Here is a 14,673-nt window from a genome sequence, read left to right as displayed (position 1 = left end):
CCACGCTACCCGGCCGCGCCGGCGGGAGCGGTCAGTCGGCGAGGTCGTCCGTCGTCACGGGGACGGTGGCGCGGTAGGGGTAGGCGGGCATCGACGAGTACTGCTCCTCGTCGGCCAGCTCGTACACGTCGTAGGCGAGGGCTCCGGCGAACAGGGTGGCGACGCGGATCTCCCCGGGCGGGCATCCGCCGATCAGGGGCACGACCACGACGCTGTCGAGGGTCCGGCCGTCCTCGTAGAGGAGAGCCGCTTTGATGGTTCGCGTGAGTGCGTCCATGACCGGACTGTACGGCGGTTCCCGCACCCCCGACTTGACGGCGCGCGGTGGTTCGGAGAAAGTGATCCCGAGAGGAAGGACTCGCGTGGGAACCTTGATCTACGACGGGGCAGACGGGTTCACGTTCGACGACCGTGTGCTCGCCCACCTCCAGGCGGTCGTCCAGACGAAGCTGCGGCGCCGGGAGGGATTCCTTCTCATCTGGACGGATCGCACGGCCGGGTCGGACGGCGTGCTCCGCTCGATCTGGCTCGACCCGTCCATCTCGCTGCAGTTCGTGTTCGCCGGCACGGAGCTGCCGGAGCTGAACCGCGACTGGCTGACCCTGCTCGGCGAGCGGGCCAACAGCAACTCCGGTCTGATGCTGGAGGACGATCTGCGCGCGGAGATCCGCGAGGAGGTCCCGGAGGGGACCTACCGGGCGAGCAGGACGAGGAACGGAAAGCGCCGCGAGGGGGCCTGACGTGGGCCGGCTCATCTACGGCACCGCCCCCCAGCAGTACGAGTTCGACGACCGCACCCTGGCGCACATCAAGATCGCGGTGGTCACGAAGCTGCGGCGCCACGAGAGCTTCCTGCTGAACTGGCAGATCCCGGCCGAGTTGGGCGGGGGCCGGGTGAGCCTCTGGATCAGCCGCGACATCCCCTTGGCCTTCGTGTTCAGCGGCAGCCGGCCGCCGCGACTCAATGAGCGCTGGATGGACGCCCTGTTGCGGACCAGTCAGCGGACCGGGGGCATGGTGATCGTCTCCGAGGCGGAGGCCGAGGCGGTCGCCGACCACAGCGAGAGAGGGGACTGACATGTCGTTCCAGGCATACCTCGACGCCGTCGAGGACAAGACCGGCAAGACGCCGCGCGAACTCGTCGCGGAGGCGGGGGAGCGCGGCTTCGGGCCGGGCACGAAGGCGGGCGAGATCCTCGCCTGGCTGAAGGACGACTACGGGCTCGGGCGCGGCCACGGGATGGCGATGGTGCACGTGATCACCAAGGGTCCCGAGATCGACACGAAATTCGTCGGAACGGACGGCGTCCACCGGGACGAGTCCTCGACGCTGTGGCTCGACGGGAAGGCGACGAAGCCGGCCGGCTGAGCGCGGCCGGCCGAGCCGACGGCCTGAATCGACCGCCCCGCCGCGATCAGGGCAGCAGCGCGAGCTTGCCGCCCGGGTGACCCTCCTTCAGGAACGCGAGGGCCTTCGGCGCCTCGGCGAGCGGGTAGGTCCGCGCCACCGGGACCTGGAGGCGGCCGCTTCCGGCCAGCTCGAGCAGGCTCCCGCGCACCGAGTCGCGGAACGCCTGGCTCTCCGGCTGCGCGCCGAAGACGGCGTGGAATCCTTCCTCCTCCGCCCGCCGGGCGGCCACGATCGTCACGATCCGGTTCCGGTCGGGGACGAGTTCGAGCGAGACATCGACGGCCTCCTCGGTGCCGACCGTGTCGAGCGCCGCCGCGATCGGGCCCTGTGCGGCCTCGGTCGCCCGCTCGGCGAGTCCCGGTCCGTAGGCGATCGGCAGGCCGCCGAAGCGCCGCACCCGGGCGAAGCTGGCCTCGCTCGCCGTCCCGATCACGCGGGCGCCGATCTCGACCGCCTGCTGCAGGATGCTGACACCGACCGCGCCGGAGGCCCCGTGAACCAGGATGGTCTCGCCCGCGCGCACGCCGGTCACGTCGAGCATCTGGGCGGCCGTCGTGCCGACGAGCAGGAGGTTCGCGGCCTCCTCGTCGGCGAGCCGGGCGGGTTTGGCGAAGACGTCCTTCGCCGGAACGGTGACGGACGTGGCATAGCCGCCCTGGATGCGGAACGCGACGACCGCGTCGCCGACGGTTCCGCCGCCGGATGCGATCTCGGTATCCGGACCGATGGCGGAGAGGACGCCGGCCACCTCGTAGCCGATCGGGACCGGGAGTTCGAGGCCCTCCCGCGGTGCGGACACATGCTTGTAGTCCGCCGGATTGACGCCGGCGGCACGCACCTCGATCGTCACCTCGCCCTGGCGGGGTTCCGGGAGCTCGATCTCCGCGAACTCCCACGTCTCCGGCCCGCCCCAGCGGGTCGCTCGCCACTGTCGTGCTGTCTTCTGGCTCGCCATGCTCGCAGTCAACTCCCGCAGGCTGTGCGCCGGCTCAACACAGGCCGAGCGACCGGTCGCTTCACCGGCCGGCCGCTTCACCGGCCGGCCGCTTCACCGGCCGGCCCGGCCCCTCAGCGGGCGGAGACGGGGTCCGTCGCCCGGCCGCTGTGCCGCGCGCGGCGCGGACGGGTCGGTGCGAGTCGCAGCATCTGGGCTGTCGAGCTGTCGTCCAGCTCGACGAGGTCGCCCCGCGACTTGATGAAGTCGCTGAAGGAGCGGTATCCGAGGGCCTTCTCGCTGAAGGACGGGTCCATCCGCTTCATCTGCCCCTTCACCGTCGAGCTGTGCAGCCACGGCGAGTCGTCCTTCTCGTGCCCCAGCTGCATGGCTCGGGCGAGGAGGCGGGTGGCGACGTGCTGCGGGTCCTCGCTCTGCTCTTCGTCCGCGTCGGCCACGCTGGCCGCCGGGGTGGACCGTTTGCGGCTGCCCCGCTTCGCGCGCGGCGCCGCTTCGGCGACGGCCTCCGTGGTGGGAGCGGACGAGTCGGCCTCGCCGGAGCCGGAAGCGGCGCCGTCGGCGGCGGCGCCATCGGGTGCTTCCTGCTCGCCGGCGTTCTCGGCGGCGACCGCCGTGACCGGCTCGATGCCGGGCGCGACCTCGACGTCGTCGGCGTCCGCCGCCTCGTCGCGGGCGATGCCGGGGAGGTCGTCGTAGCTGACGAACTCGTCGCATGCCGCGGCGAGCGTCTTGGCCGTCGAGCCGGCCACGCCGATCCCGATCACGTAGCGGCCGAGGCGCTTCACCCGCTGGGCCAGCGGGATGTAGTCGGAGTCGCCCGCGACGATCACGACGTGCGTGAGCTCCGGGAGCCGGAAGAGGTCTTCGACCGCGTCGACCGCGAGCCGGATGTCGGCGCCGTTCTTGGCGTAGGCGGCGGCCGGGAAGAGCTGCACCAGGTCGACCGCGCGGCCGACGAGCTGGCCGCGGTACTCGGCGTTGACGGCCGACGACCAGTCGGCGTACGCCCGGGTCAGCACCAGCGTTCCGAACGACGAGGAGAAGTCGATCACCGCGCCCAGATCGACGCGCGCCTCTGCCAGCTTCTCGGCGAAGCCTGCCTTCGGTGCCGTCGAACTCGACTTGGGGCGGTCGCGCATGTACGAGCCGCGGCCGTGCACCTGGTCGTAGCGGGATATGACGATGTTGTCGAAGTCTATGTAGACAGCGACACGGCCGTCTCCGGGTTCACTCATGCTGCCACGATAGCTTGCGGCCGCCGTGAGCAGACCGGGTGGACGCGAGGTGTGGACGGCCGGCGGGGCTGTGGATGGGCGCCAGGCCGGGTCGCCCATCCACCCGCCGGTGGGGTCTGCGCGCCCGTCAGGCCCGTGCGTACCGGTCCGCCACATCGAGCGCCGCGTCGATCGCGGCGAGACCGCGTCGCAGCTCGTCCTCGCCGATGACCAGCGGTGGCGCGACGTGCACGCGGTTGAAGTGGGTGAACGGCCAGACGCCGGCCGCCTTGCACGCCGCCGCGACCTCGGCCATCGGCGCAGCATCCGGCCCGGCCGCGTTGAACGGCACCAGCGGCTCCCGGGTCTCGCGGTCGCGCACCAGCTCCAGCGCCCAGAACAGCCCGCGGCCGCGCACCTCGCCCAGCGACGGATGCCGCTCCAGCCACGAGCGCAGCTCGGGTTCGACCACGCGCGAACCCAGGTCGCGGACCCGGTCGAGGATGCCGTCCCGGTCGAACACGTCGAACGTGGCCACGCCGGCCGCGCACGCGAGCGGATGCCCGGAGTAGGTGAGGCCGCCCTGGAACGCGACATCGTCGAACTGCGCGGCGATCGCATCCGAGATGACGACACCGCCGAGCGGCACGTACCCCGAGTTGACGCCCTTCGCGAAGGTGATGAGGTCGGGCACCACGTCGAAGGCGTCGACGGCGAACCACTCGCCGACCCGGCCGAAGCCGACCATGACCTCGTCGGCGATGTACACGATCCCGTACCGGTCGCACAGCTCCCGGACGCCCGCCAGATAGCCGGGCGGGGGCACGAGCACGCCGTTCGTGCCGACCACGGTCTCGGCGATGAGCGCCGCGATCGTGCCGGCGCCCTCCAGCACGATGACGTTCTCCAGGTGCTCCAGTGCGCGCTGCGTCTCCTCCTCCGGGGAGGTGGAGTGGAACGCGCTCCGGTACGGGTACGGGCCGAAGAAGTGCGCGACCGACGGGTCGCTCGGCTCGTTCGCCCAGCGCCGCGGGTCGCCGGTGAGGGCGATCGCGGTGGAGGTGCCTCCGTGGTATGAGCGGTACATCGACAGCACCTTGCGGCGTCCGGTCACCCGGCGCGCGAGGCGCACCGCGTACTCGTTCGCGTCGGCGCCGCCGTTCGTGAAGAAGACCTTGTTCAGCGTGCCCGGCGCCACCTCGGCGATGCGCCGTGCGAGCTCGCCGCGCACGTCGTTGGCCATCGACGGCTGCACCGTCGCCAGGCGTCCGGCCTGCTGCTGGATCGCCGCGACGAGGTCGGGATGCTGGTGCCCGAGGTTGAGGTTCACCAGCTGCGAGCTGAAGTCGAGGTACGCGTTGCCCTCGTAGTCCCAGAAGGTGGAGCCCTCGCCCGCGGCGATCGGCAGCGGGTCGATCTTCGCCTGCGCGCTCCACGAGTGGAAGACGTGCGCGCGGTCGTCGCTCCGCACCTGGCGTTCGGCCTCCGCATCGCCGAACGGATGCTCGACGCCGTGCCGGTCGAGGTAGCCGGTCCGTGTTCCGGTGGTCGGGATGGTGTCTGTCATCGTCGTCTCCTCGCTCCTGCGTCTCGGGGGCTCACGCGTTCCGGGGGCTCACGCGTTCCCGGGGAACGCCAGCTCGATGCGCGAGTGCTGGGGATCGGGCCAGCGCGTGGTGACCACCTTGCTCCGCGTGTAGAAGTGGAACGACTCGGGGCCGTAGATGTGCGAGTCGCCGAACAGCGAGTTCTTCCAGCCGCCGAACGAGTACGCGCCGACCGGGACGGGGATGGGCACGTTGATGCCGACCATCCCGACCTCCACCTCGAACTCGAAGCGGCGCGCCGCTCCGCCGTCGCGGGTGAACAGGGCGACCCCGTTGCCGTACGGGTTGGCGTTGACGAGCTCGATCGCCTCGTCGAACGTGTCGACCCGGACGACCGACAGCACCGGTCCGAAGATCTCGTCGTCGTACGCCTTCATCCCGGGCTTCACGCCGTCGAGCAGGCTGACGCCGACGAAGAAGCCGTCGCCGTCGAAGGAGCGGGCGGTGCCGTCCTCGACGACCGTCGCGCCCTCCGCCGCGGCGCCCGTCACGTAGGAGGCCACCTTGTCGCGGTGCTCGCGCGTTATCAGCGGTCCCATCTCGCTGGCCGGATCCGTGCCGGGGCCGATCCGCAGGGCGCCGAGGCGCGACTGGATGGCCGGGACCAGCCGGTCGCCGACGTCGCCGACGGCGACCACCACGCTGACCGCCATGCAGCGTTCGCCGGCCGAGCCGTACGCCGCCGAGACCGCCGCGTCGGCGGCCGCGTCGATGTCGGCGTCGGCCAGGACGACCATGTGGTTCTTCGCGCCGCCGAGCGCCTGGACGCGCTTGCCGTTGGCCGAGGCGCGCTGGTAGATCGAGCGGGCGATCGGCGTGGAGCCGACGAAGCTGACCGCGGCGACATCGGGGGAGTCGAGCAGGGTGTCCACCGCCTCCTTGTCTCCGTGCACGACGTTGAGCACGCCGTCGGGCAGGCCGGCCTCGCGGAACAGCTTCGCCAGGAAGACGGACGCGCTCGGGTCCTTCTCGCTCGGCTTCAGCACGACGGTGTTGCCGCACGCGATGGCGCTCGCGACCATCCACAGCGGCACCATGACCGGGAAGTTGAACGGGGTGATGCACGCGACGACGCCGACCGGCTGCTTGACGCTGTGCACGTCGATGCCGGTGGACACCTGCTCGCTGTACTCGCCCTTGAGCTTGTCGATCAGACCGCTGGCGAACTCCACGTTCTCGAGCCCGCGGCCGATCTCTCCCGCGGCGTCCGAGAGCACCTTGCCGTGCTCGCTCGTGACGATCGCGGCGAGCTCGTCGCGGCGCTCCGTGAGCAGGTGGCGGAGCCGGAACATCACGTCGGCGCGCTTGGTGAGGCTGGTGGCGCGCCAGCCGGGGAGGGCGGCGCGCGCTGCGGCGATCGCCCGCTCCGTCTCGGCGGCGTCGGCGAGCGCGACCTCGTGCTGGCGCTCGCCGGTGGCCGGGTTGAATACCGGGCCGGTGCGCAGGGCGCCGGCCGGCTCGGCGGTCTCTTCGCCGGCGATGACGTGACGGATCAGGGCCACGGGGATCCTCCTCGTGCTTCGGCCGGACGTTCTGCCCGGCACTGACAGTAAGCTTGTCTCCCAATGATCACAGAGCAGGGGCGGTAGCAGGGATGCCAGATCGTCGGGACCCGCAGGCGGGCCGAACAGTTCGTCCGGATGCCTCCGCGCCGTCGTCCTCCGTGCTGCCGACCGTGCGCGAAGTGCTGCGCATGGAACCCGTCGCCGTCGCGCTGCCCGAGGTGCTCACCGGCCGCGAGCGGCTGGATGCGCCGGTGCGCTGGGTGCACGTTGCCGAGACGGCGGAGGCGGCCCGGCTGGGCTCGGGGGGCGAGCTGCTGCTCGCCACCGGCGTGGGCTGGCCGTCCGACGACGCGGCCCTCCGCCGGCTCGGACGCGTGCTGGTCGACGCCGGGGTCGCCGGGCTCGTGCTGGAGCTGGGGGTGCCGATGCCCGCCGCACCGACCGCCCTGGTGAAGGAGTTCCAGGCCGCGGGGCTGCCGTTCGTCGTTCTGCACCGCGAGGCGCGGTTCGTCGCGATCACGGAGGCCGTGCACTCCCGCATCATCGCGGAGCAGATGGTGGCATTGCGGGCGCGGGACGACATCCACGCGCTCTTCACGGGCCTGAGCCTGCGGGGCAGCCCGGCCGACTTCATCGTGGAGCAGGCGGCGCGCGTGCTGGGGTCGCCGGTCGTGCTGGAGGACACCAGCCACCGGGTGATCGCGGCCAGCGGGCTGAGGGCGAGTGGAGTTGCGGCGAGCGGCGTTGCCGCGAGCGGGACCGGGATGGGTGGAGTCGCGGCGAGCGGCGGCGGTGCGGCGTCCGCTCCCGCGAACGCATCGGGCGAGGACGAGCTGGCCGGCTGGGAGCAGCGGTCGCGGGCGGCGCACCGGTCGGCGGAGGCCGGGTGGACGATCGTCCCGGTCGAGGCGCGGGGCATGCGCTGGGGACACCTCGTCGGGCTGCCGGGGGAGCCGCATCCCGCCGGACGTTCCAACGTGCTCGAGCAGGCCGCGGTCGCGCTCGCGCTCAGCCGGCTCTCCGACCGCGACGAGGACGAGTGGACGCGGCGCAGCCACGACGCGCTGCTCGCGGCGCTGCTCGGCCGCCGGTTCGCGGGGGAGGGCGGGGTCACCGCGCGGTTCGAGGCGGCGGGGTTCCCCCTCGCCGGGCGGCCGGTCGCCGGGGTGGCGGTGCGGCTGCGCTCGGGCACGCTGCCCGTCTCCGCCGCCGCGCGGGCGGTGGAGGCGGCGCGGGCGGCGGGCGTCGACGCGGTCGCCGGTCGGCATCCCGAGCAGCCGGGGACCCTCGTCGTCGCGGTCTCGGCACGGCCGGGACGGCAGCTCGGGGATGCGCTGTTCGGCTCGATCGCGGACGCCATCGGCTCTGTGCGCCTCGACGACCCGGCGGCGGGCGTCGCGGTCGGCTCGGACGCCCGGGGGATCACCGGGCTGCTGTCATCCCTGGAGGAGGCGGTCGAACTGGCGGCCGGGTCGGCCGCGCGCACCGACTCCCGCCTCGGCCGGCGCCCGCTCATCCAGCGCGTGCAGCACCGCCCCCTGCTGCGGCTGGTCAATGCGCTCGGGAGCGATCCGCGGCTGCTGGAGCACACCGAGCAGCTGCTGCGGCCGCTGATCGAGCACGACCTCGCGACGGGCGGCGACCTCGTCGAGGTGCTGCGCGCCTACCTCAGCCACCCCGGCAACCGGACGCGCGCGGCGGCGGCGAGCCATCTGTCGCGGTCGGTCTTCTACCAGCGCATCGCCCTGATCGAGGACCTGCTCGGGATGGACCTGGACGACGGCGAGACCGTCGCGGCCCTCCACGCCGCGGTGCTGACCCGGGGCCGCGCGGCGACCTGAGCGGGCCGCTGCGCGCGCAGATTTGCGCCAAATCTCAGCCAGAGGCGTTGGGGGCGGGGGCGCGGCGGGTCAGGAGTCGAAGCCGAGGCCGACCGCATCCAGGGTGCGCAGGAAGGCGTTGCGGTGGCCGGCCCGGTGGTCGGCCTGATCGAGCGACCAGCGGGTCAGGTTGATGCCGATCGCCGCGGCCGGTTCCGGCGGGAACGGGAGGGGACGGGTGCGCACCATCTCCAGCTCGGTCCGCTCGGTCGTCCGCCCGGCGAGCAGGTCGAGCATCACCTTCGCGCCGAAATGCGTCGCCGCGACCCCGAGGCCGGTGTAGCCGGCCGCATAGGCGACGCGTCCCTCCCGCGCGGAGCCGAAGAACGCGCAGAACCGGCTGCAGGTGTCGATCGCGCCCGCCCAGCGGTGCGTGAACGTCAGCCCCTCCAGCTGCGGGAACGTCGTGAAGAAATGCCCGGCCAGGCGCTGGAACGACGCCGGGCGGTCCTCGTACGCCGACCGCACCCGGCCGCCGTAGTGGTACACCGCGTCATAGCCGCCGAACAGGATGCGGTCGTCGGCGGTCAGACGGTAGTAGTGGAACTGATTGGCCGAGTCTCCGATGCCCTGCCGGCCCTCCCAGCCGATCGACCGGCGCTGGGATGCGCTGAGCGGCTCGGACATGAGCACGTAGTCGTACACGGGCACGGTCGCGAGCCGGTTCCGCCGCAGCAGGCTCGGGAAGACGTTGGTCGCGAGCGCGGTGCGCCGCGACCGCACGGTGCCGGTCGGCGTCTCGAGCACCGTGCCGTCGCCGATGCTCTCCACCGGGCTGCGCTCGAAGATCTCGACGCCGGCGTCGCTGCACGCCTGCGCGAGCGCGCGCACCAGCTTCGCGGGGTGGACGAGCGCCGAGTCGCGCGTGCGCAGCAGGGCGGCCTCGTAGGTCGGCGAGTGCACGAGCGCCTGGGCCGCATCCCGATCGAGGAAGGTCGCATCCGGCCCCTCCGACTCCCGGAGCCACGGGACCTGGTGCGGTTCGGTCGCGACATCCAAGGCGCCGTTGCGCTCGAACTCGGCGTCGAGCCGCAGCTCGGCGACCGTCTGCTCGATCTCGTCGAGGTTGCGCATCCCGAGCCGCTGCAGCTCGTCGAACTCGCCGGGCCAGCGGGTGCGGCCGTTCTCGTCGCCGTGCGTGAGGCTCGCCTCGCAGAAGCCGCCGTTGCGGCCAGACGCCGCCCAGCCGACGCGCCGGCCCTCGAGCAGGACGACCCGTGCGGACGGATCCTCGCGCTTGGCGAGCAGCGCCGTCCAGAGCCCGGTGTACCCGCCGCCGACGACGGCCAGGTCGCAGCTGATGTCGCCGTGCAGGCGGGGATGGCGCTCGGCGGGGGCGTCCTCCGTCCAGAACACGGCCTGCCTGCTGGGGGCGAGCGCGTGCCGCACGACGGAGGCGTCGGGACGCTGTCGTTCGAAGACGGTGCTGGTCCGGGATGGGCTCACGCCGCCATTCTGCCCGACCGCGCGTCGGCCGTTCGTCGGGAAAGTCGCGGTGCGCCGTCCAATCCGTCCGGCCGGCGGACCGGGATCTGCGCCTGAGGGTTCTCGCACGACGCGGCGGGTGCGCGAATCGTCCGAACAAGTAATGTTGGCCGCGCACCACGAAGGGAGGCGGACGTGAACCACGGAGCGGGGCGCGTGACCATCGCGGGGCTGGCCGAACAGCTCGGCCTCTCGAAGGCCTCCGTGTCGTACGCCCTCAACGGGCTTCCCGGTGTGAGCGACGAGACGCGCGAGCGCGTGCTCGCCCTGGCGGAGCAGCTGGGATGGCATCCCAGCTCGTCCGCGCGCGCCCTGTCGCGGGCGCGGTCCGACACGATCGGCATCGTCCTGCGGCGCGACCCCAGCCTGCTCGGTGCGGAACCGTACTACATGAGCCTGCTCGCCGGCGTCGAGTCCGAGCTGGCGGAGACCGGCCAGTCGCTGCTGCTGCGCATGGTCGGCACGGACTCGGGCCAGGAGGTCGCCGCCTACCGCCGGTGGAGCGCGGAGGCGCGTGTGGATGGCGTGATGCTCTTCGACATCACGTTCGACGACCCGCGGCCGCGGCTGCTGGAGGAGCTCGGTCTCGCGTTCGTGCTGCACGGCAACCGGGAGGCGGTCGCGCCGGGCAAGGTGCTGCTCTACGACGCGCGGGCCGACGCCGGCCTGCTCGTCGAGCACCTGGCCTCCCTCGGCCACCGGCGGGCGCTGCACATCGCCGGACCCGCCGAGTTCGAGCACGAACAGGACCGGCGGGACGCCGTCGCCGCCCGCGGAGAGGAGCTCGGGCTCGCGTTCTCGTTCGCGGCCTCCGACTACTCGATGGAGTCGGGGGAGCGGATCGCGGCGGAGCTCCTGACCGCCGACACGTCGATCACGGCGGTGCTCACGTCCAACGACCTGCTCGCCCTGGGGGCGCAGACCGCGCTCACCCACGCCGGGCGCGAGGATGTCGCGATCGTCAGCTGGGACGACTCCCTGCTCTGCCGGCTCGGCACCCGCCCGATCACCGCCCTCGACCGCTCCCCGGAGGAGCAGGGGCGCCGGTCGACGCGCCTGCTGCTCGATCAGCTCGCCGGCCGGCCCGCGTTCGACCGCCGAGCTCGGCCGAGCCGGCTCGTGCCGCGCGCGACGAGCATCCGCGCGGGCGAGCACGCCGCCCGCTGAGCGCGCCCGCCCGCTCGCCCGCGAGGTGCTCGCAGTCGCGGGCAACACGCCGCGTCGCGCCGCATCTGCGAGCACTTCGCGCCGCATCCCGGACGGAGGGGCGAACGGGCGGTATACCCTCGGACGAGGTGAAGTCAAGGATTGACACCTGAACCGGTTAAGTTAGGCTCAGCGTGGCGCTCCCGGGTCCGGCTCTCGCACCAGGGCCGGGATCGCCCCCATCAAGAGACGAAGGAGTCACAATGAGGAAACGCGCCATCGCCGTCGCGGCACTGGCCGCAGCGGTCTCGCTCGTGGTCGCGGGCTGCAGCAGCTCGGGATCCGGAGGGTCGTCCAGCGGATCGACGCTCACGTACTGGGCGAGCAACCAGGGGACGAGCCTCGACAACGACAAGCAGGTCCTCACCCCCGTCCTGAACGACTTCACGAAGCAGACCGGCATCAAGGTCAAGCTCGAGGTCATCGGCTGGAACGACCTGCAGACCCGCATCCAGACGGCGGTCACCTCGGGCCAGGGCCCGGACGTCCTGAACATCGGGAACACCTGGGCCGCCTCCCTGCAGGCGACCGGCGCGTTCCTGCCGTTCGACGACGCCAACATGAAGGCGATCGGCGGAAGCGACAAGTTCGTGAAGGCCGCGCTCGACACCGGCGGCGCCGAGGGCAAGCCCGTCACCAGCGTCCCGCTGTACGGCCTCGCCTACGGCCTGTACTACAACAAGAAGATGTTCACGGACGCCGGCGTGCAGCCGCCGACGACGTGGGAGGAGCTGGTCGCCGCCGCGAAGAAGCTCACCAACGGCAGCCAGTACGGTTTCGCCCTCGCAGCGGGCAGCTACACCGAGAACGTCCACTTCGCGTTCATCAACTCGGCCCAGAACGGCGGCGAGTGGTTCGACAAGAAGGGCAACCCGACGTTCGACAGCCAGGCGAACATCGACGGGATCAAGCGCTACCTCGACCTGATGCAGACCGACAAGGTCGTCAACCCGTCCAACGCGCAGTACGACAACGGCGTGCAGGCGGTCAACGACTTCGCCACCGGCAAGGTCGCGATGATCCTCAGCCAGAACAACGCCGACGCCTCGATCGTCGCCAACGGCATGAAGAACGACCAGTACGGCGTCGTCCCGTTCCCGGCTCCCGAGGGCGGCAAGGACATCGCCACCTTCATCGCGGGCATCAACCTGTCGATCTTCAAGAACACCAAGCAGAAGGATGCGGCGCTCAAGTTCGTCAAGTACATGACGAGCGAGGACGTCCAGTCCACGCTGGGCAAGCCGTACGCGAGCCTGCCGGTGCTGAAGGACGCCAAGCCGGTCTTCACCGACAACGCCGAAGAGGCCGCGACGTTCCAGAAGATCTACAACGACATGTCCAAGCCGCTCCCGCTGGTGCCGGCCGAGGACCAGTTCGAGAACACCGTCGGCAAGGCGATGAACGACATGTTCGCCAAGATCGCCACCGGCAGCACGGTCTCCGACGCCGACATCAAGTCGGCGCTGCAGAACGCTCAGGACCAGGTCAAGCAGTCGCTCGGCGGCTGACACCCGGAGACCAGCTCGCCGGGCGGGACGCGGCCACCGCGCCCCGCCCGGCGGACAGCCACACCCCCAAGGAGACTCATGTCGACGACGACAGACGTCCGCGGCCCGGCGCGCAGCGTTCCGGCCGCCGCAGCAGCACCGCCCCAGCCCAAGCGCCGCCGCCCCAAGGGATGGTGGCTGCCCTTCATCCTGCTCGCACCGGCGATCGTGTTCGAGCTCCTCATCCACGTCGTCCCGATGCTCACCGGCATCTGGATCAGCTTCACGCAGCTGACCAAGTTCTACATCGCCAACTGGGGCGAGGCGCCATTCGTCGGCCTCAAGAACTACGCGGTCGCGCTCGACTTCAACGGGTCGGTCGGCGCCGGGCTGCTGCGCTCGTTCCTCGTGACCGTCGGCTTCACCATCCTCGTCGTCGGCCTCTCCTGGGTGCTCGGGATGGCGGCCGCCGTCTCGCTGCAGGGCCGGTTCCGGGGGCGCGCGTTCTTCCGCACGCTGTTCCTCGTGCCGTACGCCCTCCCGCTCTACGCCGGCATCATCACCTGGAAGTTCATGTTCCAGAAGGACACCGGCGCGATCAACCACTTCCTCTTCGACAACCTGGGGCTGCCGGGCGACAAGCCGTTCTGGCTGATCGGCGGCAACGCCTTCTGGTCGATCGTGATCGTCGCGATCTGGCGGCTCTGGCCGTTCGCGTTCCTGATGCTGATGGCGGGACTCCAGTCCATCCCGGCCGAGGTGTACGAGGCCTCCGCGGTCGACGGCGCAAAGCCCTTCCGGCAGTGGCGGGCGATCACGCTGCCCATGCTGCGTCCGGTCAACTCGGTCCTGCTGCTCGTCATGTTCCTGTGGACCTTCAACGACTTCAACACACCATTCGTGCTGTTCGGGAGCACCGCCCAACCCGCGGCGGGCGACCTGATCTCCTTCCACATCTACAACGCCTCGTTCCTGACCTGGAACTTCGGCTCGGGAGCCGCCATGAGCGTCCTGCTGCTGCTGTTCCTGCTGATCGTGACCGGCGTCTACCTGCTCACCGTCAACCGGAGGAACCGCAATGCGTGAGACCCGCTCTTCCCACGTCTTCCGCTGGGTCACCATCGCCGTGCTGACCGTGTTCACGGTCGTGCCGCTGTACGTCATGATCACGTCGTCGGTGAAGCCGCTCTCGGAGGTGCAGTCCGCCTTCACGTGGTGGCCGCAGACGATCACGTTCCAGCCGTTCATCGACATGTGGTCGACCGTCCCCCTGGCGTCGTACTTCGTGAACTCGCTCATCGTGTCGAGCGCCGCCACCCTGATCTCGCTGGTCATCGCGGTGTTCGCCGCGTACGCCGTCTCGCGGTACCGGTTCAAGGGCCGGAACGTGTTCACCACGACGGTGCTGTCGACGCAGATGTTCCCCGGGGTGCTCTTCCTGCTCCCGCTGTTCCTGATCTTCGTGAACATCAACCAGGCGACCGGCATCCAGCTCGTCGGCACCCGGTGGGGCCTCATCATCACGTACTTCACGTTCGTGCTGCCCTTCTCGATCTGGATGCTCGCGGGATACTTCGACGGCATCCCGCGCGACCTGGACGAGGCCGCGAAGGTCGACGGCTCCGGTCCGATGGGCGCGCTGTGGCACGTGGTGCTCCCCGCCGCCCGCCCCGGCTTGATCGCGGTCGCGATCTACTCGTTCATGACCAGTTGGGGCGAGGTGCTGTTCGCATCCGTGATGACGACGGACGAGAACAGGACGCTCGCGGTCGGCTTGCAGCTGTACTCGACCCAGACGAACGTCTACTGGAACCAGATCATGGCGGCGTCGCTGGTCGTGTCCATCCCGATCGTCGTCGCGTTCCTGCTGCTGCAGCGCAACTTCGTGGCCGGTCTGACCGCCGGCGCCGTGAAGTGACGCGC

General features: G+C 71.1%; 14 protein-coding genes. 8 read left to right on the top strand and 6 right to left on the bottom strand.

Annotated features, from left to right (window positions below; genetic code table 11):
- Window positions 1–31: 31 nt before the first annotated feature.
- Window positions 32–277: a hypothetical protein gene (locus tag BJ963_RS07645; RefSeq protein ID WP_179455693.1), complete on the bottom strand. Its 246-nt coding sequence runs from the start codon at window positions 275–277 to the stop codon at window positions 32–34.
- An 85-nt stretch (window positions 278–362) separates the two neighbouring features.
- On the opposite strand from BJ963_RS07645, the gene BJ963_RS07640 reads away from it, so the two are divergent.
- From BJ963_RS07640 to BJ963_RS07630, 3 genes are read left to right on the top strand one after another with little or no spacing between them, the layout of a single operon-like run.
- On the top strand, window positions 363–740 hold the full coding sequence (locus BJ963_RS07640; RefSeq protein WP_089909643.1) for a DUF7882 family protein: 378 nt from the start codon (window positions 363–365) through the stop codon (window positions 738–740).
- A 1-nt stretch (window position 741) separates the two neighbouring features.
- Window positions 742–1,077 (top strand): DUF7882 family protein, encoded by a 336-nt coding sequence (locus tag BJ963_RS07635; RefSeq protein WP_089909646.1) that lies wholly within the window; start codon window positions 742–744, stop codon window positions 1,075–1,077.
- A gap of 1 nt (window position 1,078) precedes the next feature.
- Window positions 1,079–1,369 carry a DUF4287 domain-containing protein gene (locus tag BJ963_RS07630; RefSeq protein WP_179455691.1) on the top strand — a complete coding sequence of 97 codons (291 nt, stop codon included), beginning with the start codon at window positions 1,079–1,081 and terminating at the stop codon, window positions 1,367–1,369.
- 46 nt (window positions 1,370–1,415) lie between these two features.
- Here the strand turns inward: BJ963_RS07630 and BJ963_RS07625 are convergent, their stop codons facing one another.
- The 4 genes from BJ963_RS07625 to BJ963_RS07610 all read right to left on the bottom strand — a co-directional run bounded on the left by BJ963_RS07625 (window position 1,416) and on the right by BJ963_RS07610 (window position 6,689).
- Window positions 1,416–2,366, bottom strand: coding sequence for an NADP-dependent oxidoreductase (locus BJ963_RS07625; protein WP_179455689.1), 951 nt, complete (start codon window positions 2,364–2,366; stop codon window positions 1,416–1,418).
- Window positions 2,367–2,479: 113 nt separating this feature from the next.
- Complete coding sequence (locus BJ963_RS07620) at window positions 2,480–3,601, bottom strand: NYN domain-containing protein (RefSeq protein ID WP_179455687.1); 1,122 nt, start codon at window positions 3,599–3,601, stop codon at window positions 2,480–2,482.
- A 127-nt stretch (window positions 3,602–3,728) separates the two neighbouring features.
- Window positions 3,729–5,147: an aspartate aminotransferase family protein gene (locus BJ963_RS07615; protein WP_218857038.1), complete on the bottom strand. Its 1,419-nt coding sequence runs from the start codon at window positions 5,145–5,147 to the stop codon at window positions 3,729–3,731.
- 48 nt (window positions 5,148–5,195) lie between these two features.
- Complete coding sequence (locus tag BJ963_RS07610; RefSeq protein WP_179455685.1) at window positions 5,196–6,689, bottom strand: CoA-acylating methylmalonate-semialdehyde dehydrogenase; 1,494 nt, start codon at window positions 6,687–6,689, stop codon at window positions 5,196–5,198.
- Between the two features lie 191 nt (window positions 6,690–6,880).
- Here BJ963_RS07610 and BJ963_RS07605 point away from each other — a divergent pair, with 191 nt between their 5' ends.
- Window positions 6,881–8,533: a PucR family transcriptional regulator gene (locus BJ963_RS07605; protein ID WP_246298207.1), complete on the top strand. Its 1,653-nt coding sequence runs from the start codon at window positions 6,881–6,883 to the stop codon at window positions 8,531–8,533.
- A gap of 69 nt (window positions 8,534–8,602) precedes the next feature.
- Here BJ963_RS07605 and BJ963_RS07600 read toward each other — a convergent pair whose 3' ends face one another.
- On the bottom strand, window positions 8,603–10,018 hold the full coding sequence (locus BJ963_RS07600; RefSeq protein ID WP_179455680.1) for an FAD-dependent oxidoreductase: 1,416 nt from the start codon (window positions 10,016–10,018) through the stop codon (window positions 8,603–8,605).
- Window positions 10,019–10,192: 174 nt separating this feature from the next.
- On the opposite strand from BJ963_RS07600, the gene BJ963_RS07595 reads away from it, so the two are divergent.
- The 4 genes from BJ963_RS07595 to BJ963_RS07580 all read left to right on the top strand — a co-directional run bounded on the left by BJ963_RS07595 (window position 10,193) and on the right by BJ963_RS07580 (window position 14,668).
- A complete protein-coding gene (locus BJ963_RS07595) occupies window positions 10,193–11,224 on the top strand; it encodes a substrate-binding domain-containing protein (RefSeq protein ID WP_179455678.1) in 1,032 nt (343 codons plus the stop codon).
- Window positions 11,225–11,466: 242 nt separating this feature from the next.
- The gene (locus BJ963_RS07590) at window positions 11,467–12,771 is read left to right on the top strand and encodes an ABC transporter substrate-binding protein (RefSeq protein ID WP_089909672.1); all 1,305 of its coding nucleotides are present in this window, start codon (window positions 11,467–11,469) and stop codon (window positions 12,769–12,771) included.
- 78 nt (window positions 12,772–12,849) lie between these two features.
- Entirely contained in the window at window positions 12,850–13,836 is a 987-nt protein-coding gene (locus BJ963_RS07585) for a carbohydrate ABC transporter permease (RefSeq protein ID WP_089909675.1), read from the top strand.
- On the top strand, window positions 13,829–14,668 hold the full coding sequence (locus tag BJ963_RS07580) for a carbohydrate ABC transporter permease (RefSeq protein WP_018191516.1): 840 nt from the start codon (window positions 13,829–13,831) through the stop codon (window positions 14,666–14,668). The genes BJ963_RS07585 and BJ963_RS07580 overlap by 8 nt, the downstream gene beginning before the upstream one ends.
- The last annotated feature ends 5 nt before the right edge of the window (window positions 14,669–14,673 follow it).

It is taken from the genome of Leifsonia soli (assembly GCF_013408745.1).
Classification (GTDB): domain Bacteria; phylum Actinomycetota; class Actinomycetes; order Actinomycetales; family Microbacteriaceae; genus Leifsonia; species Leifsonia soli.
The sequence above is the reverse complement of the archived record's forward strand: the minus strand, read 5'-3'. Positions and strand labels throughout refer to the sequence as shown.

What these genes read in the sequence shown, in the direction of transcription:
- BJ963_RS07645 (WP_179455693.1), bottom strand. Translation starts at nt 277, where the DNA reads ATGGACGCACTCACGCGAACCATCAAAGCGGCTCTCCTCTACGAGGAC.
- BJ963_RS07630 (WP_179455691.1), top strand. Translation starts at nt 1,079, where the DNA reads ATGTCGTTCCAGGCATACCTCGACGCCGTCGAGGACAAGACCGGCAAG.
- BJ963_RS07625 (WP_179455689.1), bottom strand. Translation starts at nt 2,366, where the DNA reads ATGGCGAGCCAGAAGACAGCACGACAGTGGCGAGCGACCCGCTGGGGC.
- BJ963_RS07620 (WP_179455687.1), bottom strand. Translation starts at nt 3,601, where the DNA reads ATGAGTGAACCCGGAGACGGCCGTGTCGCTGTCTACATAGACTTCGAC.
- BJ963_RS07615 (WP_218857038.1), bottom strand. Translation starts at nt 5,147, where the DNA reads ATGACAGACACCATCCCGACCACCGGAACACGGACCGGCTACCTCGAC.
- BJ963_RS07605 (WP_246298207.1), top strand. Translation starts at nt 6,881, where the DNA reads ATGGAACCCGTCGCCGTCGCGCTGCCCGAGGTGCTCACCGGCCGCGAG.
- BJ963_RS07590 (WP_089909672.1), top strand. Translation starts at nt 11,467, where the DNA reads ATGAGGAAACGCGCCATCGCCGTCGCGGCACTGGCCGCAGCGGTCTCG.
- BJ963_RS07585 (WP_089909675.1), top strand. Translation starts at nt 12,850, where the DNA reads ATGTCGACGACGACAGACGTCCGCGGCCCGGCGCGCAGCGTTCCGGCC.
- BJ963_RS07580 (WP_018191516.1), top strand. Translation starts at nt 13,829, where the DNA reads ATGCGTGAGACCCGCTCTTCCCACGTCTTCCGCTGGGTCACCATCGCC.